This is a genomic window from Pseudomonas sp. TH32 (assembly GCF_016650855.1).
In the GTDB taxonomy this organism is placed as follows: domain Bacteria; phylum Pseudomonadota; class Gammaproteobacteria; order Pseudomonadales; family Pseudomonadaceae; genus Aquipseudomonas.
This window is the reverse complement of the sequence record NZ_JAEKFA010000002.1, coordinates 5,595,250-5,616,881: the sequence shown is the minus strand read 5'-3', so window position 1 is coordinate 5,616,881 and position 21,632 is coordinate 5,595,250. Positions and strand designations below refer to the sequence as shown.

20 protein-coding genes are annotated in these 21,632 nt (G+C 60.4%); 7 read left to right on the top strand and 13 right to left on the bottom strand.

All coding sequences use genetic code 11. The features are described from left to right. Together JFV30_RS29490 and JFV30_RS29485 are read left to right on the top strand one after the other, a co-directional pair. Positions 1 to 939, top strand: a complete 939-nt coding sequence (locus JFV30_RS29490) for an MlaD family protein (protein WP_201125813.1) — start codon at positions 1 to 3, stop codon at positions 937 to 939. After that, complete coding sequence (locus JFV30_RS29485; RefSeq protein ID WP_201125812.1) at positions 936 to 1,595, top strand: ABC-type transport auxiliary lipoprotein family protein; 660 nt, start codon at positions 936 to 938, stop codon at positions 1,593 to 1,595. The genes JFV30_RS29490 and JFV30_RS29485 overlap by 4 nt, the downstream gene beginning before the upstream one ends. 86 nt (positions 1,596 to 1,681) lie before the next feature. Here the strand turns inward: JFV30_RS29485 and JFV30_RS29480 are convergent, their stop codons facing one another. The 5 genes from JFV30_RS29480 to JFV30_RS29460 all read right to left on the bottom strand — a co-directional run bounded on the left by JFV30_RS29480 (position 1,682) and on the right by JFV30_RS29460 (position 6,068). Continuing rightward, positions 1,682 to 2,911, bottom strand: a complete 1,230-nt coding sequence (locus JFV30_RS29480) for a nucleoside recognition domain-containing protein (RefSeq protein ID WP_201125811.1) — start codon at positions 2,909 to 2,911, stop codon at positions 1,682 to 1,684. A 99-nt stretch (positions 2,912 to 3,010) separates the two neighbouring features. Next, positions 3,011 to 4,342: a glutamate/aspartate:proton symporter GltP gene (gltP, locus tag JFV30_RS29475; RefSeq protein WP_010168665.1), complete on the bottom strand. Its 1,332-nt coding sequence runs from the start codon at positions 4,340 to 4,342 to the stop codon at positions 3,011 to 3,013. Positions 4,343 to 5,071: 729 nt separating this feature from the next. After that, a complete protein-coding gene (locus tag JFV30_RS29470) occupies positions 5,072 to 5,539 on the bottom strand; it encodes an inhibitor of vertebrate lysozyme family protein (protein ID WP_010168664.1) in 468 nt (155 codons plus the stop codon). Between the two features lie 2 nt (positions 5,540 to 5,541). Continuing rightward, positions 5,542 to 5,706, bottom strand: a complete 165-nt coding sequence (locus JFV30_RS29465) for a DUF1328 domain-containing protein (RefSeq protein ID WP_003170804.1) — start codon at positions 5,704 to 5,706, stop codon at positions 5,542 to 5,544. A 77-nt stretch (positions 5,707 to 5,783) separates the two neighbouring features. Further along, a complete protein-coding gene (locus JFV30_RS29460; protein WP_201125810.1) occupies positions 5,784 to 6,068 on the bottom strand; it encodes a hypothetical protein in 285 nt (94 codons plus the stop codon). A gap of 391 nt (positions 6,069 to 6,459) precedes the next feature. On the opposite strand from JFV30_RS29460, the gene algB reads away from it, so the two are divergent. Further along, entirely contained in the window at positions 6,460 to 7,806 is a 1,347-nt protein-coding gene (algB, locus tag JFV30_RS29455) for a sigma-54-dependent response regulator transcription factor AlgB (RefSeq protein ID WP_010168658.1), read from the top strand. 10 nt (positions 7,807 to 7,816) lie between these two features. Beyond that, the gene (locus JFV30_RS29450) at positions 7,817 to 9,604 is read left to right on the top strand and encodes a KinB sensor domain-containing domain (protein ID WP_010168657.1); all 1,788 of its coding nucleotides are present in this window, start codon (positions 7,817 to 7,819) and stop codon (positions 9,602 to 9,604) included. 52 nt (positions 9,605 to 9,656) lie between these two features. On the opposite strand, the gene JFV30_RS29445 is transcribed toward JFV30_RS29450, so the two are convergent. The 6 genes from JFV30_RS29445 to JFV30_RS29420 form a co-directional block, all read right to left on the bottom strand. Then, complete coding sequence (locus JFV30_RS29445) at positions 9,657 to 10,433, bottom strand: N-acetylmuramoyl-L-alanine amidase (protein ID WP_010168656.1); 777 nt, start codon at positions 10,431 to 10,433, stop codon at positions 9,657 to 9,659. A 98-nt stretch (positions 10,434 to 10,531) separates the two neighbouring features. Continuing rightward, positions 10,532 to 12,640, bottom strand: a complete 2,109-nt coding sequence (locus JFV30_RS29440; RefSeq protein ID WP_201125809.1) for a GGDEF domain-containing protein — start codon at positions 12,638 to 12,640, stop codon at positions 10,532 to 10,534. Beyond that, a complete protein-coding gene (locus JFV30_RS29435) occupies positions 12,637 to 13,515 on the bottom strand; it encodes an endonuclease/exonuclease/phosphatase family protein (RefSeq protein WP_010168652.1) in 879 nt (292 codons plus the stop codon). Before JFV30_RS29435 ends, JFV30_RS29440 begins: the two co-directional genes overlap by 4 nt. 10 nt (positions 13,516 to 13,525) lie before the next feature. Continuing rightward, entirely contained in the window at positions 13,526 to 14,161 is a 636-nt protein-coding gene (locus tag JFV30_RS29430; RefSeq protein WP_010168650.1) for a thiol:disulfide interchange protein DsbA/DsbL, read from the bottom strand. Positions 14,162 to 14,330: 169 nt separating this feature from the next. Continuing rightward, positions 14,331 to 14,936, bottom strand: coding sequence for a c-type cytochrome (locus JFV30_RS29425; RefSeq protein ID WP_010168648.1), 606 nt, complete (start codon positions 14,934 to 14,936; stop codon positions 14,331 to 14,333). A gap of 33 nt (positions 14,937 to 14,969) precedes the next feature. Further along, complete coding sequence (locus JFV30_RS29420; RefSeq protein WP_010168645.1) at positions 14,970 to 15,272, bottom strand: c-type cytochrome; 303 nt, start codon at positions 15,270 to 15,272, stop codon at positions 14,970 to 14,972. A gap of 192 nt (positions 15,273 to 15,464) precedes the next feature. Here JFV30_RS29420 and yihA point away from each other — a divergent pair, with 192 nt between their 5' ends. After that, the gene (gene yihA, locus JFV30_RS29415) at positions 15,465 to 16,106 is read left to right on the top strand and encodes a ribosome biogenesis GTP-binding protein YihA/YsxC (RefSeq protein ID WP_010168644.1); all 642 of its coding nucleotides are present in this window, start codon (positions 15,465 to 15,467) and stop codon (positions 16,104 to 16,106) included. 266 nt (positions 16,107 to 16,372) lie between these two features. Here the strand turns inward: yihA and polA are convergent, their stop codons facing one another. Further along, positions 16,373 to 19,165 carry a DNA polymerase I gene (polA, locus tag JFV30_RS29410; RefSeq protein ID WP_201125808.1) on the bottom strand — a complete coding sequence of 931 codons (2,793 nt, stop codon included), beginning with the start codon at positions 19,163 to 19,165 and terminating at the stop codon, positions 16,373 to 16,375. 74 nt (positions 19,166 to 19,239) lie between these two features. Here polA and JFV30_RS29405 point away from each other — a divergent pair, with 74 nt between their 5' ends. Together JFV30_RS29405 and JFV30_RS29400 are read left to right on the top strand one after the other, a co-directional pair. Beyond that, positions 19,240 to 19,530: a DUF2782 domain-containing protein gene (locus tag JFV30_RS29405; protein ID WP_010168640.1), complete on the top strand. Its 291-nt coding sequence runs from the start codon at positions 19,240 to 19,242 to the stop codon at positions 19,528 to 19,530. 56 nt (positions 19,531 to 19,586) lie between these two features. Continuing rightward, a complete protein-coding gene (locus JFV30_RS29400) occupies positions 19,587 to 20,540 on the top strand; it encodes a homoserine kinase (RefSeq protein ID WP_201125807.1) in 954 nt (317 codons plus the stop codon). 118 nt (positions 20,541 to 20,658) lie between these two features. Here JFV30_RS29400 and JFV30_RS29395 read toward each other — a convergent pair whose 3' ends face one another. Beyond that, a complete protein-coding gene (locus tag JFV30_RS29395; RefSeq protein ID WP_169386718.1) occupies positions 20,659 to 21,588 on the bottom strand; it encodes a zinc ABC transporter substrate-binding protein in 930 nt (309 codons plus the stop codon). Between the last annotated feature and the right edge of the window lie 44 nt (positions 21,589 to 21,632).

Here is a 21,632-nt window from a genome sequence, read left to right as displayed (position 1 = left end):
ATGGAAACCCGAGCCCATCATGTGATGATCGGTCTGTTCAGCGTGATCGTCGTGGTCGGTGCCATGCTGTTTGGCCTGTGGCTGGCCAAATCCAGCGTCGACAGCGCGTTTCAGGATTACGAAGTGATCTTCAACGAGGCCGTCAGTGGCCTGTCCCAAGGCAGCGCGGTGCAGTACAGCGGGATCAAGGTCGGCGATGTCACCAGCCTGCGCCTCGACCCGAAAGACCCGCGCCGGGTGCTGGCGCGCATCCGCCTGGCCGGGCAAACGCCGATCAAGGAAGACACCCAGGCCAAGCTGGCCCTGACCGGCATCACCGGCACGTCGATCATCCAGCTCAGCGGCGGCACACCCCAAAGCCCGGAACTCAAGGGCAAGGACGGCGAACTGCCGCAAATCATCGCCTCTCCATCGCCTATCGCGCGCCTGCTGAACAACAGCAATGACTTGATGACCAGCATCAACCTGCTGCTGCACAACGCCAATCATATGTTCTCCCGAGAGAACGTCGACCGCCTCAGCAATACCCTGGATAACCTGCAACAGACCACTGGCGCGATTGCCGATCAACGCGGCGACATCAAAGTGGTGATGCAGCAATTGATGCAGATGAGCAAACAGGCCAGTGCCACGCTGGAGCAGACCACCGCGCTGATGCGCAACGCCAACGGTTTGCTCAACGACCAGGGCAAGCAGATGTTTGGCAGCGCCGAGAAGGCCATGCAGTCCCTTCAACAAAGCACAGCCACCATCGACACCTTGCTGACCAACAACAAGGATTCCCTGAACAGCGGCATGCAGGGCCTCAACGAACTGGCGCCTGCGGTACGCGAGCTGCGGGAAACCCTGGGCTCGTTACGCGCGATTTCCCGCCGCCTGGAAGCCAACCCCAGCGGTTACCTGCTGGGCAGCGACAAGAACAAGGAGTTCACGCCATGAAGCGTGCTTACCAAATGATCGTCCCCGTTGCGCTGGCATTGGTCAGTGCGTGCTCGATCTTGCCCAAGGCAGATCCTTCGGACGTGTACCGGTTGCCATCGGCGCAGACCACCGCACAGGCCAGCCCTGTGGCGTGGTCGCTGCGGGTGGCCAAGCCGCAGACCAGCGAATTCCTCGACAGCCCGCGGATTGCCGTGGTGCCTAACGGTGACCTGATCAGCAGCTACGCGAACTCACGCTGGAGCGATCCGGCGCCGGTGCTGTTGCGCAACCGGTTGCTGGACGGTTTTCAGCGGGATGGACGTGTGACGTTGCTCAGTACCGACGAGACCAATCTGCAGGCGGACTTTGAGCTGGGAGGGCAGTTGCAGGCGTTTCAGAGTGAGTACCGCGGCAGCGCGGTTGAGGTGGTGATACGCCTGGATGCGCGGCTGGTACGCGGGAGTGATCAGCGGATTATTGCCAGCAAGCGGTTTGAGGTGAGGCAGCCGGTAGGGGATACCAAGGTGCCTGCCGTAGTCGCAGGATTTGGTCAGGCCGGGGATGCGCTGAACAAGCAGGTGGTGGATTGGGTGGTGGGGCTGGGAAGCCGCGCTTTTGTGGCGAGGGAGCTTGCTCCCGTTGGGCTGCGCAGCAGCCCCAAAACCAGTCAATGAGCTTTGACTGACACACCTGCGATAACTTACTGGGGCCGCTTCGCGGCCCAACGGGAGCAAGCTCCCTCGCCACAGGGATTCAGGTCTTAGCCGAAGAACCAGTAGCAGACGGCAATCGCCGCCACTACACCAGCAAGCTCTGCCAACAACGCACACCCCACCGCATGCCGCGCCCGCTGGATGCCCACCGAGCCGAAGTACACCGCCAGCACATAAAAGGTGGTTTCGGTACTGCCCTGGATCGTCGCCGCCACCAACGCCGGGAAGCTGTCCACGCCCTGGGTCTGCATCGTCTCAATCAGCATCGCCCGCGCCGCACTGCCAGAGAACGGCTTGACCATCGCCGTCGGCAACGCATCGACAAAGCGCGTGTCCATGCCGGTCCAGGCCACCAGATGGCGAATGCCTTCCAGGCCGAAATCCAGCGCACCGGACGCGCGCAACACGCCTACCGCACACAGCATCGCCACCAGATACGGCAGCAGGTTCTTGGCGACGTCGAAGCCTTCTTTGGCGCCTTCGACAAACGCCTCGTAGACCTTGACCTTGCGCAACGCGCCAATCACCAGGAACAGCATGATCAGCCCGAACAGCGTCAGATTGCCGAGGATCGAAGACAGCCCCGCCAGCGCAGTGGCTGAGAGCGTCGCCAACAAGGCCATGAAGCCACCCAGTACCAGCGCACCCGGAACCAGATACGCAAGCACCACCGGGTCCCACAGCCGCAGGCGTTGCATCACCGCCACCGACAGCAGGCCCACCAGGGTCGAAGCGCTGGTGGCCAGCAGGATCGGCAGGAACACCAGCGTCGGGTCAGCCGCACCTTGCTGGGCGCGGTACATGAAGATCGTCACCGGCAGCAGGGTCAGGGAAGACGCGTTGAGCACCAGGAACAGGATTTGCGCGTTACTGGCCGTATTGGGAATCGGGTTGAGCTCTTGCAGCGCCTTCATGGCCTTGAGGCCGATGGGCGTGGCGGCGTTGTCGAGGCCCAGGCCGTTGGCGGCGAAGTTGAGGGTGATCAAGCCGATGGCCGGGTGGCCGGCGGGCACTTCCGGCATCAGGCGGCGGAACAGCGGCCCCAGCGCCTTGGCCAGCCAGTCGACGATCCCGGCTTTCTCGGCGATGCGCAGGAAGCCCAGCCATAAGGTCAGGGTGCCGAACAGCAGCACCATCACCTCGACCGACAACTTGGCCATGGCGAAGATGCTTTCCACCATCGCTGCAAAGATGCCGGCGTTGCCGCCGATCAGCCATTGCGCCAGCGCGGACACCATCGCCACGATAAAAAAGCCAAGCCACAGGCCATTGAGCATCAGTTGAATCCCCCGAAAGATGGGGCGAATGATAGCGGGGCTGGCAGAAACGACAAACCCCGGATTTTCCGGGGTTTGTGTAGGAGGCAGTCCTGGCGATCAGCCGCGCGTGGTCTCGCCGGCCGGCAGTGCTTCCTTGGTGCGCCAGTGTGGCAGGGAGTTCCAGTAGCGCTCGCCCTTGGCGTCGTCGTACATGCCTTCCCAGCGGGAGATGACCAGTACGGCCAAGGCGTTGCCGATCACGTTCAGTGCGGTACGGGCCATGTCCATGATGCGGTCGACACCGGCGATAAATGCCAGGCCTTCCAGCGGAATGCCCACGCTGCCCAGGGTCGCCAGCAGCACCACGAAGGACACGCCCGGCACGCCGGCGATACCTTTGGAGGTGACCATCAGGGTCAGTACCAGCATCAGTTGCTGGCCAATCGACAAGTCGATGCCATACAGCTGAGCGATAAAGATCGCCGCGATGCTCTGGTACAGGGTCGAACCGTCGAGGTTGAACGAGTAGCCGGTGGGTACCACGAAGCTGCAGATCGCTTTCGGCGCGCCGTAGGCTTCCATCTTCTCGATCACACGCGGCAGCACGGTTTCGGAACTGGCGGTGGAGTAGGCCAGTACCAGCTCATCCTTGAAGATGCGCATCAGCTTGATCACCGAGAAACCGAACAGGCGAGCGATCAGGCCCAGCACCACAAAAGCAAAGAACAGGATCGCGACGTAAACCAGAATTACCAGCTTGGCCAGCGGCAGCAGCGAGGCGAAACCGAAGTTGGCGACGGTCACCGCAATCAGGGCAAATACACCGATCGGGGCGTACTTCATGATCATGTGGGTGACTTTGAACATGCTCTCGGACACGCCCTGGAACATGGTCACCAGGGGCTCGCGCAGTTCAGGCTTGAGGCTCGACAAGCCGAGGCCGAACAACACCGAGAAGAAGATGATCGGCAGCATGTCGCCACGGGCCACGGCGGCGAAGATGTTCGACGGGATCAGGTTGAGGATCGTCTCGATGAACGCGTGCTCGTGCTGAACCTCGGCGGCGGTGGCGGTGTATTTGGAGATGTCGACGGTACCCAGGGTACTCATGTCGATGCCGGTACCCGGATGGAACAGGTTGGCCAGCAGCAGGCCGACCACAATGGCGATGGTGGTGACCACTTCGAAGTAAAGGATGGTTTTCACGCCGATCCGACCGAGCTTTTTCGCATCCCCAACGCCGGCGATTCCCACAATCAGCGACGAAATCACGATCGGGATAACGATCATCTTGATCAGGCGGATAAAGATATCGCCAGCAGGCTGCAACACGTTGCTGATCCACCAGGCCTTTTCAGCACTGAAATGGTTAAGCACCGCACCGATTGCAATCCCCAGCACCAGACCGATGAGGATCTGCCAGGCGAGGCTTAGCTTTGCCTTCTTCATGTCATTACCCTTACTTCAAGTGGACTCAGGCAGATGCGCCAGCAGCTGGAACGCTCGAGAGCGAAAAAGTGTGTGCATCTGCCCCCGTAGAAGGTCACCGCAGTTGGCCGATATGGCTCACTGGCAGGCGAAAAAAGGCGCAACTATTCCGATGCAAGGAGGCGACGTCTAATGCCGTAAACGCCTACCCTATGCCGAATCGGCATGAGATTTTTTGAGTTTTTCTGTCTGACCGGTCAGTTCGAATACGACATTTCGGCAGGCATAAATGCCGCGAACCGGCCATTTCAGGCTCGCGCAGGGTTTTTTGAAAATCTACGGCCTCAGCTGAAAACCCCTGAAAATTCCTACGCATACCACCGAAAAACCCGTCTGGCAGGAGACAAACTTTCTCGATAGATGGTCACGTGGAAACACCAGGAAATGGTTGTGGCGATGCAAAAAGGAAAATTGCCGCTATGGGCGGCATGACGGAAGCGGGGATAAGAGCCATAAGCCCGTCGCAAGTTCCACAAGCCATCGGCTTGCGAACTTGCGTCGCAGCTTTTCACCTGACCCGGCCCTTGCGCAGGCACTCCCTGTCCCCGTAGGTCACGCCGACCCTATCGATCAGAGCAACCCGGCCCCCTGGTCATGCACCGCCCTTGTCGGGCCGTGCAGACAGAAAGAAGCGTGGCGCTCCTTTCTATGGACGATAAGCCGGTAGACGACAGCGTCGTCAGACCAAACCTAGTACCAATTCGGATCTTTCTTGAGCTGTTCCATCAACAGCTTCTGCATGCCTTCGTCCGGCTTGCCAAGAAAACGGTAGTCGGCGTGCCGTGTTGGCGATTTGTCCGACGGCAGGCCGGCCGGAACTTCCACCAACATTGCATAGGCATCTTCCTTGTCAAAGCTGAAGGCGACGATCAGGCGCTTGTTCAGGCACGTGTCTGCGGTTTCGCAGAGTGGCCCTACCAAGTACTTGTCACCATCCTCTTCAACGGCGTTCATTTGTTCAGCGCTGCCCGACAGGTTCATCACCCATTCCGGCAGACGCTCTTCCTTCTTGACCACGCTCTGCCAGGTTTCGCGGTACTGCGGGTCCGCACTCAGCAGTTCGTTGGCCCGGGACTGGCCGTCATTGGCGGCCAGTGCCAGACCGCTGCCGCCCAACAACAGGGCGGCAGCCAGGGCTTTAAGGGACGAATTGAACATGTTTAGCCTCGGCCACGACGGCCAAAGAAGAAGGAAGCGATGAACATCACCAGGAAGACCACAAACAGAATCTTGGCGATACCCGTGGCGGTGCCCGCGATACCACCGAAGCCCAGGACTGCAGCCACAATGGCGATGATCAGAAATGTGATTGCCCAACTCAACATGGTGATTCTCCTTACGCTTCTTTTAGGGGTAACAGCGGTGATGCGTGCGGTCGCTCGATTGAAGGACCGTGTCTTGCCTAGAACACCCAGCGTTCCTGATAAGGCAGGTCGCCGAGGGTGGAATCCTGTTCAACCGCCGTCAGTTGCGGGGTTGTCACGTCGGCGGCGGAACCACCGACGGAACGGAAATGGGTCTGGGTCATCATCGGGCGTTCAAAATGCGCGGCTTGCGGCTGACTCTGCTGCCAATGCGCCAATTGCTGACCACCGATCAAGGTCACCATCAGGGCCAGGCTGGCAAACAACCCCTGTTGCAGACGCAGTGGCGATACACGCAGTTGGGTGAGTCTTTGGCGAGTCATGCTGTATCTCTCCCGCATTCTGATTATTCGTTGATGAAGCTCGTATGAGGTGTATTGCAGCCTGCGTGCCAGTTTTTTAACAAAATAAAACTCAATAAAATCAATTAGTTAAAAACAAAAGCGCTTTGACACCACGAGCATCCTGCACGATGCCCCTATCCATACCGTGCGAAATGCACGATGGTCACTGGTCGGATCGGGGGATAGGAACGCAACGTTCGGCTGCCGAAGTGGCTAGAGGGAGATAAAAACGCCTTGAATCGGCGTCTCTGTAAGAAGAAGCGCAGATAGCTGCACGATGACGGCTTTAATCAATCAGAATAAACCATGCAACTTGCCCGATTATTCCGGGACTAAACAACATCATTCATTCTTAAGGAGCGCGGGACAGATGGAATCAGCCAAGGAACTTCAAGGCCGCATTCTTTTAGTGGATGACGAATCCGCGATCCTTCGCACCTTCCGTTACTGCCTGGAAGATGAAGGCTACACCGTAGCCACCGCCAACAGCGCCGCCCAGGCCGATGCCTTGTTGCAACGCCAGGTGTTTGACCTGTGCTTCCTGGACCTGCGCCTGGGCGAAGACAACGGCCTCGACGTCCTGGCGCAAATGCGCATTCAGGCGCCCTGGATGCGCGTGGTGATTGTCACCGCCCATTCGGCCGTCGACACCGCCGTGGATGCGATCCAGGCCGGCGCTGCCGACTACCTGGTCAAACCGTGCAGCCCCGACCAATTGCGTCTGGCCACGGCCAAGCAGCTGGAGGTGCGCCAGCTCTCTGCGCGCCTGGAAGCCCTGGAAGGCGAAGTGCGCCAGCCCAAGGACGGCCTCGACTCCCACAGCCCGGCAATGATGGTGGTGCTGGAAACCGCACGCCAAGTGGCGGGCACTGACGCCAACATCCTGATTCTTGGCGAATCCGGCACCGGTAAAGGGGAGCTGGCCCGGGCCATCCACGGCTGGAGCAAGCGGGCGAAGAAGTCCTGCGTCACCATCAACTGCCCATCGCTGACCGCAGAATTGATGGAAAGTGAACTGTTTGGCCACAGTCGCGGCGCGTTTACCGGCGCCAGCGAAAGCACCCTCGGCCGCGTCAACCAGGCAGACGGCGGCACGCTGTTTCTCGACGAGATCGGCGATTTTCCGCTGACCTTGCAACCCAAGTTGCTGCGTTTCATCCAGGACAAGGAATACGAGCGCGTCGGCGACCCGGTGACTCGCCGTGCCGACGTGCGAATCCTTGCCGCCACCAACCTGAACCTGGAAGACATGGTCCGCGACGGCCGTTTCCGTGAAGACCTGCTGTATCGCCTGAATGTCATCACGTTGCACCTGCCGCCCCTGCGCGAACGCAGCGAAGACATCCTGACCCTGGCCGACCGCTTCCTTGCGCGCTTCGTGAAGGAATATGCCCGACCGGCTCGAGGATTCAGCGATGAAGCCCGTGAGGCACTGCTCAACTACCGCTGGCCGGGGAACATCCGTGAACTGCGCAACGTGGTGGAGCGGGCCAGCATCATCTGCCCACAGGAAAAGGTCGAAATCAGCCACCTCGGCATGGCCGAACAGCCAACCAACAACGCCCCGCGTATTGGCGCGGCGCTCAGCCTGGATGAATTGGAAAAAGCCCATATCGGCGCAGTGCTGGCCACCAGTGACACCCTGGACCAGGCAGCCCGGACCCTTGGCATTGATGCGTCGACGCTGTACCGCAAACGCAAACAATACAACCTGTGAGCTGTAACTTATGAAGCTTGCGATGAAGCTGCGCACTCGGCTGTTCCTGAGCATTTCTGCGCTGATCACCGTTGCCCTGTTGGGATTGCTGCTGGGGCTGGTGAGTGTCATGCAAATGGCCAAGACCCAGGAATCGTTGATTCGCAGCAACTTCATCACCCTGGACCTGGGGCTCAAGCTTCGGCAAACCCTCGGCGATCAGTTGATGATCATGCTCAACGAGCAGCCCAATCGTGCCGCCCTTGAGGACTCCAAGCAGCGCTATTTCAGCCTGTTGCAGCAAGGCATCGATCACGAGCACAAGGATGCCGCAACCAGCGGCTTTACCCAGGCGAAAACCAACTACCTGAGCTTTCTCGAGGCATTCGACAAAAATGAAAATGCCCCGCCGGCACTGCGCAACAACGACGAGCTGACCGAGCGCTTCAACATCTTGCGTAACGGCCTGATCGCCGAGCACAAGAAGGCCCTGGACAACATCAACGACACCGAACACAAGTCCCGGGAACGCGCGCTGTTGATTGCCGGTCTGTTGGGCCTGGTCGGACTGGCAGTGCTGATCATTGGCTTCGTGACGGCTCACGGTATCGCGCGGCGCTTTGGCGGGCCAATCGAAGCCCTGGCCAAGGCCGCCGACAAGATCGGCCAGGGTAACTTCGAAGTCACCCTGCCCATTTCCTCGGCCGCCGAGATGAACCTGCTGACCCGCCGCTTCGGCATCATGGCCGAAGCCTTGCGCCAGCATCAGGCAACCAATGTCGATGAACTGCTCGCCGGGCAGCAACGCCTGCAGGCGGTGCTCGACAGCATCGACGATGGCCTGCTGATGATCGACCGCCAAGGCCGCCTTGAGCACCTTAACCCGGTGGCACAGCGCCAACTGGGCTGGGACGAGGAGCGCCTGGGCCAGGGCCTTGGTGATGCATTGGACCGACCGGAACTGGATGAACAACTGCACCTGGTGCTGCGCGGCGGCAACCTGGAGCGCGCACCCGAAGACCTGGAAGTGGAGGTCGAAGGCGAGTTGCGCCTGCTGACGTACAGCCTGACGCCGGTCAGCCATACCCAAGGGCATATTCTGGGAGCGGTGATGGTGCTGCACGACGTCACCGAACAACGCGCCTTTGAACGGGTGCGCAGTGAGTTTGTATTACGCGCATCCCATGAGTTGCGCACGCCGGTAACGGGCATGCACATGGCATTCGGCTTGTTCCGTGAACGGGCGAAGTTTCCTGCGGAGTCTCGCGAAGCGGACTTGCTGGATACGGTCAACGAAGAAATGCAGCGCCTGATGCAGTTGATCAACGACTTGCTCAACTTCTCGCGTTACCAGAATGGCTTGCAGAAGCTCACCCTGGGCCCGTGCGACATCAGCGACCTGCTCGAACATGCCCGCGCCCGCTTCGCCGAGCAGGCGAATGCGCAAAACATCGAATTGCTGGTTGAGGAACAGTCCCCGCTGCCGAGGTTGCATGCCGATCGGGCGCAGTTGGAGCGGGTGCTCGACAACTTGCTGGGCAATGCCCTGCGACACACGGCCGACGGTGGTCAGATCCGCCTGCAGGCGCGTCGCCATGGCGAACGAGTGATTGTCAGCGTCGAAGACAACGGTGAAGGCATTGCCTACGGCCAGCAGGGACGGATCTTCGAACCGTTTGTGCAGGTAGGCCGCAAGAAAGGCGGCGCCGGCCTGGGCCTGGCGCTGTGCAAGGAAATCGTGCAGTTGCACGGTGGGCGCATGGGGGTTTATTCACGGCCCGGGCAGGGGACGCAGTTCTACATGGCGCTGCCTTTGTAGAAGCCCGGCTTGCCGGCAATGGCGATGCTGAGGAGACCATCGCCGGCAACAGTTACTGGTGATTCAACGCCCGCAGGATCGCAGCACTTTCGGCATCCGGCGTCCCGTCAAACAGCGACGCCCGGAAGTGCATCTGGAACGCGGCCATCACATGCCGCGTCGCCACATCCAGCTCGCCGGTCTGCGGCGTCGGATAGCCCAACTTCGCCAACTCTTCCTGGAACCAGGTAATGCTCGGCAAATCGCTGGCGTACTGCACCTGGTAACGGGCAACCGCCTTGGCGTCCGGCCACATGCCCAGCCCTTCATCCGCCAGGCGCTTCCAGGGGAACAGCGGGCCCGGGTCCAGCTTGCGCAGCGGGGCAATGTCGCTGTGGCCGATGATGTTTCGCGGGTCGATGCCGTTGCGCTTGCTGATGTCCTTGAGCAGCACCACCAGCGACTGCACCTGCGCCTCGGTGTACGGGTACCAGACGCGGCCCGTCGGCAAATCGCGGTACCCCGGGTTCACGATCTCGATCCCGATGGAGCTGGAGTTGAGCCACGTGCGCCCCATCCACTCACTTTCTCCGGCATGCCAGGCGCGCTGGCTTTCATCCACCAGCTTGTAGATGGTGCCTGAAGCATCGTCGCCGATCAGGTAATGGCTGCTGACCTGGCCGTGGGTCAACAGCGCGAGGGAACGCTCAAGGGACGCCGAGGTGTAGTGCACGATGACGAACTGCACACGGTTGTCGTGGTTCGACGACGGGTGGCTGGTGTCCAGGCGAGGGCCGCTCGCGCAACCGGCGAGCAGGAGAAGCAGAAAGGCAGAACACAGAAATTTCATGGCAGCAGACAATACGCTTAAGACGATAATGCAACAGTGTAACGTACCGTTTGCTGCCCAGCGGCCAAATGCGACGTTTTAAACAAAATGGAACATTTTCAGGCAGCCTGCACCTGATTACGCCCCGCTGCCTTGGCGCGATACAACGCCTCGTCGGCGCGCTTGAGGGCCAGGTCACTGCGTTCGCCCGGCTGAAACTGCGCCATGCCCATGGACACCGTAATCGTCACCGGCTCGCCCTTGAAGTGAAACGGGCAGGCTTCGATGGCGGCCCGCAAGGTTTCACCCACGGCCAAGGCATCGGACAGCGATGAGTTGGGCATCAGCAGCACAAACTCTTCACCGCCAAAGCGCGCAATGAAGTCGTTGGGGCGCAGGCGCTTTCGAAGCACCGTGGCGATGATTTTCAGCACCTTGTCGCCCGCCAAGTGACCATAACCGTCGTTGATGCGTTTGAAATGGTCGAGGTCCAGCATCGCCAGCGACAGGCTATTGCCACGCTGGTGCCAGGCGTTGACCTCGTGCTCCAGGCGCTCGCTCCAGGCGGCGCGGTTGGGCAAGCCGGTGAGCGGGTCGATCAAGGCTTTCTGGCGCTGAACCTCCAGGTGCTCACGGTAGCCTTGAGCCTCTTGCTCCATATTGGCCACTCGTTCGGCGAGGCCTTTCAGGCGCGCGGCGACTTCCTGTTCGCGCTGGTCACGCTGGTGCTGGTGTTCGTCCATGGTGCCCAGCAAACCCTCGAGATGGCTCTCCAGTACGTGCTTGAGGCTGTCGAGGTCGGCGGCGTCCTGGACGCTGGTTTGCAAGCCATCCACCTGTTCACGGATCTGGGTATCCAGTTCTCTGGCGGCCGAGCGACTGTCCGCGTGGCCATCACTGGCCACCTGCAAGTGCCCCTGGAATGCTTCGAGGCGCTCGTTAAGCTGCTTGAGGTAGGCCTCAAACTCGTGCTGGCCACTGTCGGTGATTGCCAGCATCAACACCGCCAGGTCATCGAGGATCGGCAGCAGTTCGTACCAGTTCAACCCATGGGCCAGACGTTCACGCATGGCTTCGGCCTGGGGCCGATGGCGCTCTGGCAGCGACAGGTCTTCCAGCAAGCCGATCAGGGTGTCTTCAATGTGTTTGGCCACCGAGCTGTAAGACGGCTCGGGGGTGTCGGGCAAGGCGTAGGCCTGATCCGCTTGCAGCTCGTCGGGGTTCAGCTCTGCGGGCTCGGGCGATTCTTGCGGCTCGTCAGCCATGACCGGTGGCAAGGAGAGACTGCCGATCTCCGTCTGCTCCGGCTCCCGGACCTGCACCTCTGGCGCTTCGACCATGGCGGCGAGCGCGCTCTCAACGGCAGGTTCAACGTCCGTTTCGACCGGTTGTTCGGGCTCCAGCGGTTCGATCATCTCTGGAGGCACTTCGATGACGGGCGCGACGGCCACGACGACCGGAGCCACCGGCGGCGCTTCGCTGACAACCTCGGCAGCTTTTACTTGCGGTACACGCTCAGGCGGTGGTTCAACGGAAGCCGGGGCTTTCGGCTGCGGCGCAAAAGCCCGCAGCGCTTGAGTCAACTCCGCCGATTGCGCTGGCACTTCAACCTCATCCGCAGGCTTAGGCGCAGCAGGCGCGTGAACCACAGGACGGGATGGCGCGGGGGCCTCCACCTCCGGAGCTTCGGCCGCGGCGTCCCTGGCGCCAAACAGACGCTGTAACAGCCCCGGGCTCGAACGGCTGGTTTCGCCCTCTGGCTCCAGGTTACTCAATGCCTGGCCCTGAAGGCCGCTCAACTCACTCAGTAATAGCGGGATCTCCCGCGCCTGACCGACCCGACCGTCCAGCTGTTTGGCAAACGCCTTCAGCGGGCGACTCACCTCACGCGGCAAGGGCAGTTTCTGCAACTGGGTGACCAGGGCCGTCAACGCCGTGCCGATCTGGTCGACCCGGGTTTCACGGCGCTGTTCCGAATCCAGTACGGCCTTTTCCAGGCGCGGCAGCAATGCGGCGAGGGCGGCGTCCATGTCGTCCGTGCGGACAACATCGCGCATTTCCTTCATGCATTGATCAACCGCACGGTCGGTGCCTTCAGCTGCCAGGGTGCTGCGCACCAGCCCGCGGCGCAGCAGGTCGAGGCGGGCGGCCCAGCGGCGTTCGAGCTTTTCTTGTTGCTCGATGCTTTTAAGGTATTTTTCTTTCCAGCGCTGGGCGTCGTCGCTCATGCAAGGGGTCCGCGAGGGCCGGGGCTCAACGCGGGCAATGCATCAGCCGTGAGCGAACCCGGCAGACGAATCTCTACCGCGACCGGCAGGTGATCGGAGATGGGCTGCGCCAGTACCTGCACACTTTCGAGTGTCAGGGTCGGGCTGAGCAGGATGTGATCAAGACAACGTTGCGGGCGCCAGCTGGGAAAGGTGGCTTCGACTTGCGGCGCCAGCAAACCAAGGTCACGCAACGGGGAATTCTGTAGCAGGTCTGTGGCATGGGTGTTCATGTCACCCATCAGCACCTGGTGTTTGTAGTTGCCAATCAACTCACGGATATAGGCCAACTGCAGGGTGCGGGTTCGAGCCCCCAGCGCGAGGTGCATCATGACCACCACCAACGCTTCCGGCCCTTCGCCGAACCGCACGAGAATCGCCCCGCGGCCTTTCGGGCCGGGTAACGGGTGATCCTCGATCGCCCACGGCTTGAGACGGCTGAGCACACCATTGCTGTGCTGGCCGAGCTTGCCGAGGTTGCGATTGAGTTGTTGATACCAGTAGGGAAAGGCCCCGAGCTGGGCCAGGTGCTCGACCTGGTTGATGTAGCCGGAGCGCAGGCTGCCACCGTCGGCCTCCTGCAGGGCTACCAGGTCGAAGTCGCCCAGCAGGTCACCGATCTTTTGCAGATTGCCGGCACGCCCGTTGTGGGGGAGCAGGTGCTGCCAGCCACGGGTCAGGTAGTGCCGGTATTTCTCGGTACTGATGCCCACCTGGATGTTGAAACTGAGCAGGCGCAACCGGCTGTCTGCCGGCAGGCCCGTGGATTCCAGGTGGTGTTCGTTGACCTTCGGGTCATGCAGGCCAACGACACGTTCAGTACCCCAGCGACGCATGACGGGCCCCTTACTTGGCTGCGCGCTCTTTGGCGATCAACTGGTCAGCCACGTTCAGCGCTTGCTCTTCGCCACCGGCGCTGCCGATGTCAAAACGGTATTTGCCGTTGACGATCAGGGTCGGTACGCCTTGCACGCCGTACTTCTGGGCGAGTGCCTTGTATTGGGCCATCTTGCCCTTCACGGCGAACGAGTTGAATGTTTCAACAAACTTGGCTTTATCGACGCCCTGAGTGGCGACGAAATCAGCCATGTCCTCAGGCTTGAGCAGGCGCTTGCCTTCTTTCTGGATGGCGTTGAACACGGCGGCGTGAACCTTGTGCTCTACACCCATGGTGTCCAGGGTGATGAAGAGTTGGCCATGGGCATCCCATGGGCCACCGAACAGGGCCGGGATACGCACGAAATTGACATCCGCAGGCAGTTTCTCGATCCACGGATTAATCACCGGCTCAAACGCGTAGCAATGCGGGCAACCGTACCAGAACAGCTCCACCACTTCGATCTTGCCCGGCACGGAAACCGGTACAGGCGTCTCCAACTGAACATAGGTTTTACCGGCTTCAAGCGGCACGTCGGCAGCTTGTGCGGTCATGCCGAAAAGGCTGGCAGTGACGAGAGCGGCGCTGAGGATCAGATTACGCATGCTTTACTCCTGGACAAATAAAGTCGCCTCACGCGACCTTTGTTGTGACAGGTCTACGCGGACATGAGTTCGTTAGTGTAACGGCACCGGCCACAAAAAAGGGCGGCCTAGGCCACCCTTTTTATGCTTGCATCGACGGATTAATCGAGCGTTAACGTAGCCAGGGCGCTTAGTGCAGGCCCTGGATGTATTGGGACACGGCTTCGATGTCCTTGTTGCTGAGTTTCCCGGCGATGCTCTGCATGATTTTGGTATCGCCGTCGTTGGTACGATTACCTTCGCGGAAGTCGGTCAGCTGTTTGCCGATGTACTGGGCATGCTGGCCGCTCAAGTGCGGGAAGCCAGCAGCCGCGAGGCCTGCGCCGTTAGGCGAGTGGCAACCGATGCACGAAGGCATGCCTTTTTCCAGGTTGCCGCCACGGAACAGTTCTTCACCGTGGGCCACCAGTTTCGGATCAGCAGCCCCCACGCTGCCCTTTTGGCTGGCAAAATACGCCGCGATGTCTGCCAGGTCCTGATCGCTGAGGTTGGTCAACAAGCCGGTCATTTCCAGGACCGTACGCTTGCCGTCCTTGATGTCGTGCATCTGCTTGGTCAGGTAACGCTCACCCTGGCCGGCCAGTTTTGGAAAGTTTGGCGCCGGGCTATTACCGTCCGGTCCATGGCAAGCACCACATACGGCGGCTTTCGCCTGGCCGGCAGTGGCGTCGCCTGCGGCATGGGCAACACCGGTGATGCCCAAGGTCAACAGCAGACTCACGATCAGTTTGTTCATCAGCTAATCCAACTACGGCTAAGGGTTAAAGAGTTATGGACCGGGTTTACTCACCATCAACTGAATGACGGCCTGGTAATCCTCGGTACTGCAGTCCATGCACAAACCACGCGGCGGCATCGCCTTGAAACCCTGGGTCACGTGTTGCACCAGCGTGTCCATACCTTGAGCCAATCTTGGCTTCCAGGCTGCCTGGTCACCCCGTTTCGGGGCGTTGGGCAACTGTCCGGCATGGCAGGCCCCGCAAACGCGGTTGTACACAGCCTCCGGATCCTGTGTAGCCTGCGCACTGTAAAGTGGCATCAAGACACCGAAAGCCAGCAGCCACTTGGTCATACATCGACCTTTTCAGGGTTTGAGAGCGTTTTGCGTTCTAATGCGCAATAAAGGTCTATCGCTCCCGTGAACTTCATCCTTCGCTGGGACAAAGCACACACAAAATCTGCGGCATTATATACTGGCGCTACTGAAACGGAAACGACACCGCTTGCCGCACCCATTCCCGGCACCGCCCACATCGGAAAACTCATGCAACTCAAGAATCCCATCCTCGGCCTGTGCCAACAGTCCACCTTCATGCTCAGCGCCGCCAAAGTCGACCAATGCCCCGATGACGAAGGCTTCGAAGTCGCATTCGCCGGCCGTTCCAACGCCGGTAAATCCAGCGCGCTGAACACCCTGACCCACGCCAGCCTGGCTCGCACCTCGAAAACCCCGGGGCGCACACAACTCCTCAACTTCTTCAAGCTAGACGATGATCGGCGTCTGGTCGACCTTCCGGGCTACGGTTACGCAAAAGTACCTATCCCGCTGAAGCTGCACTGGCAGCGTCACCTGGAAGCCTATCTGGGTGGCCGGGAGAGTTTGAAGGGTTTGATTCTGATGATGGACATCCGTCATCCAATGACCGACTTCGACCTGTTGATGCTCGACTGGGCCGTCGCCAGCGGCATGCCGATGCACATCCTGCTGACCAAGGCCGACAAACTCACCTACGGCGCAGCGAAAAACACCCTGCTCAAAGTGCAGGCCGAAATCCGTAAAGGTTGGGGCGATGCGGTGACCATCCAGCTGTTTTCGGCGCCAAAACGCCTGGGTCTGGAAGACGCCTACACTGTTCTGGCAGGCTGGATGGAACTGGCTGACAAGGGTTCGGAGGTCGCCGAGTAAAAACTCGGGGCAAAAAAAACCCCGGACTTCGTATGGGGAGGGGAAGTTCGGGGTCCAAGTTCCGGACCGCTAGGGCGGGGTCCAGATATCTGCCAACACTTAACACAACATAGGAGCATTGAAGGGCTTCACCACCCATTCAGTAACTCTGAGTAGCAATTCACGGGTTAAGTTCCGGCACGCTCCAAAAACTATTGGAAATAACTCGCCGCGCTTTCCGATCTAAAGCGCGGCCGCGGCATGATGCCGCGGCCCAAGCCCTGCGCTTAGTGCGCCTCGTCCCAGTTGTTGCCCACGCCGACGTCCACCACCAGCGGCACATCCAGCTTCGCCGCCTCGCTCATGTGCTCACGAATCTTCGCGCTGACTTCAGCCACCAGGTCCTCACGCACCTCCAGCACCAATTCATCGTGCACCTGAAGGATAACCTTGGCGTCCAGGCCAGAGTCCGTCAGCCAGTTGTCGACCTTCACCATCGCCTTCTTGATGATATCGGCTGCGGTGCCCTGCATCGGCGCGTTGATCGCCGTACGCTCGGCGCCAGCGCGCTCCTGAGGCTTGTTGGAGTTGATATCCGGCAAGTACAGGCGGCGTCCGAACAGGGTTTCCACGTAACCCTGGTCAGCTGCCTGGGCACGGGTGCGGTCCATGTACTCGCGAACCCCCGGGTAACGGGCGAAGTAGATGTCGATGTAAGCCTTGGCGGTCTTGGTGTCGACACCGATGTCCTTGCCCAGCTTCTGGGCCCCCATGCCGTAGATCAGGCCAAAGTTGATCGCCTTGGCGCTGCGACGCTGATTGGACGTGACCTCAGCCAGTTCAACCTTGAACACCTCGGCCGCCGTCGCGGTGTGCACGTCGAGGTCGTCGCGGAATGCGTTCAGCAAGCCTTCGTCCTTGGACAAATGCGCCATGATGCGCAACTCGATCTGCGAATAGTCCGCCGCCAGCAGCTTGTAGCCCTTGGGCGCGACAAATGCCTGCCGAATCCGACGGCCTTCAGCGGTACGCACCGGAATGTTCTGCAGGTTCGGATCGCTGGAAGACAGACGCCCGGTCGCCGCGACGGCCTGGTGATAGGACGTGTGAACGCGCCCGGTACGCGGGTTGATCTGTTCCGGCAGGCGGTCGGTGTACGTACTTTTCAACTTGCTCATGCTGCGGTACTGCATCAGCACTTTCGGCAACGGATAGTCGTCTTCGGCCAACTTGGCCAAGACTTCCTCGGCCGTCGAAGCCTGGCCCTTGCCGGTCTTCTTCAGCACGGGCAGCCCGAGCTTCTCGTAGAGGATCGCCCCCAACTGCTTGGGCGAACCCAGGTTGAACTCCTCGCCTGCGATTTCGTACGCCTGGCGCTCCAGATCCACCATCTTGTTGCCCAGCTCGATACTCTGGATGCCCAGTAGGGCCGCATCCACCAGGGCACCCTGGCGCTCAATGCGCGCCAGTACCGGCACCAACGGCATCTCGATGTCAGACACTACGCTGGCGAGGGTAGGGATAGCCGCAAGCTGTTTATGCAGTTCCTGATGCAAGCGCAGGGTTACATCGGCATCTTCCGCCGCGTAAGGCCCGGCCTGCTCCAGGGCAATCTGATCAAAGGTCAGCTGCTTGGCGCCCTTGCCGGCAATGTCCTGGAAGCTGACGGTGTCGTAATCCAGGTACTTCTTCGCCAGGCTGTCCATGTCGTGGCGGGTCGCCACGGAGTTCAGCACGTAGGACTCAAGCATGGTGTCGAAGGCGATGCCGCGCACGGTGATGCCATGCGCCGGGTCGCCACCGATGGCGCAGTTGGCCAGGATGTTCATGTCGAACTTGGCGTGCTGGCCGACCTTGAGTTTTTCCGGGTCTTCGAGCAACGGCTTCAGGGCCAGCAGCACGGTGTCCCGATCCAGCTGTTCGGGCGCGCCGATGTAGGAATGGGTCAGCGGAATGTAGGCTGCTTCGTGGGCTTTTACGGCAAAGGACACACCCACCAACTGGGCTTGCTGGGCATCGACACCGGTGGTTTCGGTATCAAAGGCGAACAGCTTGGCGTCGTTGAGCTTCTTCAGCCAGGCATCGAATTGAGCCTGGGTAAGGATGGTTTCATACACCGGCTCCACAGAAACCGGGGCGACCGTCTCACCCGCTTCTTCAGGGGCAGCGGCCGAGGGCGCCGCGCTCAACTCGACACGCTTGGCGTCACGCTGAATCTCGTCAATCCAGCTCTTGAACTCCAGCAGCGTGTACAGCTCCAGAAGCTTCTCGCGATCCGGCTCGATCAGGTGCAAATCGTCCAGGCCCACATCCAGCGGCACGTCGATCTTGATCGTCGCCAACTGGTAGGAAAGGAATGCACTTTCCTTGTGCTCTTCGAGCTTGGCGACCAGGGTCTTGGCGCCACGAATCGGCAGGGTCGGCACGATATCGAGCTGCTCGTAGAGCTCCTTCAAACCGCCGTTGACGCCGACCAGCAAGCCGGAAGCCGTCTTTGGACCAATGCCCGGAACCCCCGGGATGTTGTCGGACGAGTCGCCCATCAGCGCCAGATAATCGATGATCTGCTCGGGAGCGACACCGAATTTCTCCTTCACGCCCTCAACGTCCATGGCGCTACCGGTCATGGTGTTGACCAAGGTAATGTGCCCGTCCACCAACTGCGCCATGTCCTTGTCACCGGTGGAAATCACCACCGGCCGGTCGGCGGCCGCGCTGCTGCGGGCCAGGGTGCCGATCACGTCGTCCGCTTCAACGCCTTCGACGCACAGCAGCGGGAAACCCAGGGCGATCACGCTTTGGTGCAGCGGCTCGATCTGCACGCGCATGTCATCCGGCATGCTCGCGCGGTTGGCCTTGTATTCGGCGTACAACTCATCGCGAAATGTCCCGCCCTTGGCGTCGAACACCACCGCGAACGGGCTGTTCGGGTACTGCTTGCGCAGGCTTTTGAGCATGTTCAGCACGCCCTTGACCGCGCCGGTGGGCAGGCCTTTGGAGGTGGTGAGCGGGGGCAGCGCGTGAAAGGCGCGGTACAGGTAAGAAGAACCGTCCACCAGGACGAGGGGGGCTTGGCTCATGAGCAGGATCAACCTTTTCGGCGGGTCAGGCGCTAGAATAGCCGGACCAATGACGACAAAGGGACAAGGTTATCATGCGTACAGTAAATCGCCTGTTGTTGACCGGCTTGATTGCACTTACTCCGATGGCAGCCATGGCGGCAGATACTGCCCCTTCGGGCGACCCGGAAGTCACCATTCGCACGGAGGGCGACAAGACCATTCAGGAATACCGCCAAAATGGTTTCCTGTACGCGATCAAGGTGACCCAGAAAGGCTTTCCGCCGTATTTCCTGGTGCGCGCGGACGGAACCGATGCGAACTTCATCCGCTCTGACCAGCCGGATATGCTGATCCCGTCATGGAAGATCTTCGAATGGAAATGATTTCTTAACTTTAATCGGCGCTGCTCCCCGCAGCGCCCGTAACGGCAGTTTTAACCATGTCTGTGTTCACCCCCCTGGCTCGGCCCGAGCTGGAAACCTTTCTTGCCCCTTACGGGCTCGGCCGCCTGCTTGATTTCCAGGGGATTGCCGCTGGTAGTGAAAACACCAATTTCTTCATCAGCCTGGAACAGGGCGAATTCGTCCTGACCCTGGTTGAACGCGGCCCCGTGCAGGAAATGCCGTTCTTCATCGAGCTGCTGGACGTACTCCACGACGCCGACCTGCCGGTGCCTTACGCTCTGCGCACCACCGATGGCGTGGCCTTGCGCGAGTTGGCCGGCAAACCGGCGCTCCTGCAACCGCGCCTGGCGGGCAAGCACATCAAGGACGCCAACGCCCAGCATTGCGTGCAAGTGGGCGAATTGCTCGGCCACCTGCACCTGGCCACCCAAGGCGAGAAGGTGCTGGAACGCAAGACCGATCGCGGGCTGGACTGGATGCTCAGCGAAGGCGCGCAACTGATTTCGCACCTCGACGCCGAACAACAAGGCCTGCTGCAAGCCGCGCTGGACGAGATCGAGGCGCATAAGGCAGAGATCCTCGCGCTGCCCCGGGCGAATATCCACGCCGACCTGTTTCGCGACAACGCAATGTTCGAAGGCACGCACCTGACCGGGCTGATCGATTTCTACAACGCCTGCTCGGGGCCGATGCTGTACGACGTGGCGATTGCCCTGAATGACTGGTGCTCGGACGCCGACGGCGTGATCGACGGCCAGCGGGCACGGGCATTGTTGGGAGCGTATGCGGGCTTGCGACCGTTTACCGCCAAGGAAGCGGAGCTGTGGCCGGCCATGTTGCGCGTAGCGTGCGTGCGGTTCTGGCTGTCACGCCTGATTGCCGCGGAATCGTTTGCCGGGCAGGACGTGCTGATTCACGACCCGCGAGAGTTTCAAGTGCGCCTGGCGCAACGCCAGCAGGTCAAGACTCCGCTGCCGTTCGCGTTGTAGCACACGGTCAGTGTGGGAGCTGGCTTGCCTGCGATAGCGGTGGGTCAGTTACATTTGAGTCAGCTGGCCCACCGCTATCGCAGGCAAGCCAGCTCCCACATTTGATCTTCGTTGTGGCTTATAAAGACTCCAGGCACCCTGCCAGGTCATTCCCCAGCTTCTCCAGCACCTGCTCATACCCCTGAGCCGTGGCCGGCGTATAGCCGCCCAACGCATCCAGTTCCGCCAGCTTCACCGGCAGACCGGCTACCAGCGTTTCCGCCAGACGCGGGCGCAGCGGTGGCTCGCTGAACACGCAGGTCTTGCCCACTTCCTGCAAACGCGTGCGCATCGCCGCCACATGCTGGGCGCCCGGCTGTACTTCTGCGGCCACGCTGAATACGCCGGTGTGCTTGAGGCCATAGGCATCTTCGAAGTAATCGAACGCCTCATGGAACACGAAGTACGGCTTGCCGGCGACATCCGCCATGCGCGCCTTCAAGCGCGCATCCAGTGCGTCCATACGGCCATCAAACGCCTTCACGTTGCTTTGATAACGCTCGGCATTCGCCGGGTCGGCAGTGCTGAGGTCTGCCGCCATGCGGTTGGCGATCACCCGGGCGTTGACCGTCGACAACCACAAATGCGCATCCAGGCTGCCAGGGCGATGATCGTGATCGTGTTCGTCAGCCTCTTCGGCGTGGGAGTGGCTATCTTCGGCGAACCGGCGCAGTTTCATCCCCGGAAGGTCCTGCACCGCCACCGTCGGCAAGCTGCGGCCTTTCAACACTCGTGGCAGAAAGCTCTCCATATCCGGGCCAATCCAATACAGCAGGTCCACCGACTGCACGCGCCGTACGTCGGAAGGCCGCAGCGCATAGTTATGCGGCGACGCGCCCGGCGGCAGCAATACCTCGGGAATCGCCACGCCGTCCTGCACGGCGGCGGCAATCAGCTGTAACGGTTTGATGCTGGTCAGCACCCGAACCTCCGCCTGAGCGGCACCGGCAAGGAACAAACTGGTGACAAATACGACAAAAACGGGAAAAAGTCTGGACACGATGACCACTCAAGGAGGCAGGAACAGGTAACATAATAACGTCTCTCACAAAT

What these genes read in the sequence shown, in the direction of transcription:
- JFV30_RS29440 (WP_201125809.1), bottom strand. Translation starts at nt 12,640, where the DNA reads ATGAGCGACGACGCCCAGCGCTGGAAAGAAAAATACCTTAAAAGCATC.
- JFV30_RS29445 (WP_010168656.1), bottom strand. Translation starts at nt 10,433, where the DNA reads ATGAAATTTCTGTGTTCTGCCTTTCTGCTTCTCCTGCTCGCCGGTTGC.
- JFV30_RS29485 (WP_201125812.1), top strand. Translation starts at nt 936, where the DNA reads ATGAAGCGTGCTTACCAAATGATCGTCCCCGTTGCGCTGGCATTGGTC.
- JFV30_RS29425 (WP_010168648.1), bottom strand. Translation starts at nt 14,936, where the DNA reads ATGAACAAACTGATCGTGAGTCTGCTGTTGACCTTGGGCATCACCGGT.
- JFV30_RS29420 (WP_010168645.1), bottom strand. Translation starts at nt 15,272, where the DNA reads ATGACCAAGTGGCTGCTGGCTTTCGGTGTCTTGATGCCACTTTACAGT.
- algB (WP_010168658.1), top strand. Translation starts at nt 6,460, where the DNA reads ATGGAATCAGCCAAGGAACTTCAAGGCCGCATTCTTTTAGTGGATGAC.
- JFV30_RS29450 (WP_010168657.1), top strand. Translation starts at nt 7,817, where the DNA reads ATGAAGCTTGCGATGAAGCTGCGCACTCGGCTGTTCCTGAGCATTTCT.
- JFV30_RS29465 (WP_003170804.1), bottom strand. Translation starts at nt 5,706, where the DNA reads ATGTTGAGTTGGGCAATCACATTTCTGATCATCGCCATTGTGGCTGCA.
- JFV30_RS29405 (WP_010168640.1), top strand. Translation starts at nt 19,240, where the DNA reads ATGCGTACAGTAAATCGCCTGTTGTTGACCGGCTTGATTGCACTTACT.
- JFV30_RS29435 (WP_010168652.1), bottom strand. Translation starts at nt 13,515, where the DNA reads ATGCGTCGCTGGGGTACTGAACGTGTCGTTGGCCTGCATGACCCGAAG.
- JFV30_RS29490 (WP_201125813.1), top strand. Translation starts at nt 1, where the DNA reads ATGGAAACCCGAGCCCATCATGTGATGATCGGTCTGTTCAGCGTGATC.
- JFV30_RS29400 (WP_201125807.1), top strand. Translation starts at nt 19,587, where the DNA reads ATGTCTGTGTTCACCCCCCTGGCTCGGCCCGAGCTGGAAACCTTTCTT.
- yihA (WP_010168644.1), top strand. Translation starts at nt 15,465, where the DNA reads ATGCAACTCAAGAATCCCATCCTCGGCCTGTGCCAACAGTCCACCTTC.
- polA (WP_201125808.1), bottom strand. Translation starts at nt 19,165, where the DNA reads ATGAGCCAAGCCCCCCTCGTCCTGGTGGACGGTTCTTCTTACCTGTAC.
- JFV30_RS29480 (WP_201125811.1), bottom strand. Translation starts at nt 2,911, where the DNA reads ATGCTCAATGGCCTGTGGCTTGGCTTTTTTATCGTGGCGATGGTGTCC.
- JFV30_RS29460 (WP_201125810.1), bottom strand. Translation starts at nt 6,068, where the DNA reads ATGACTCGCCAAAGACTCACCCAACTGCGTGTATCGCCACTGCGTCTG.
- gltP (WP_010168665.1), bottom strand. Translation starts at nt 4,342, where the DNA reads ATGAAGAAGGCAAAGCTAAGCCTCGCCTGGCAGATCCTCATCGGTCTG.
- JFV30_RS29470 (WP_010168664.1), bottom strand. Translation starts at nt 5,539, where the DNA reads ATGTTCAATTCGTCCCTTAAAGCCCTGGCTGCCGCCCTGTTGTTGGGC.
- JFV30_RS29430 (WP_010168650.1), bottom strand. Translation starts at nt 14,161, where the DNA reads ATGCGTAATCTGATCCTCAGCGCCGCTCTCGTCACTGCCAGCCTTTTC.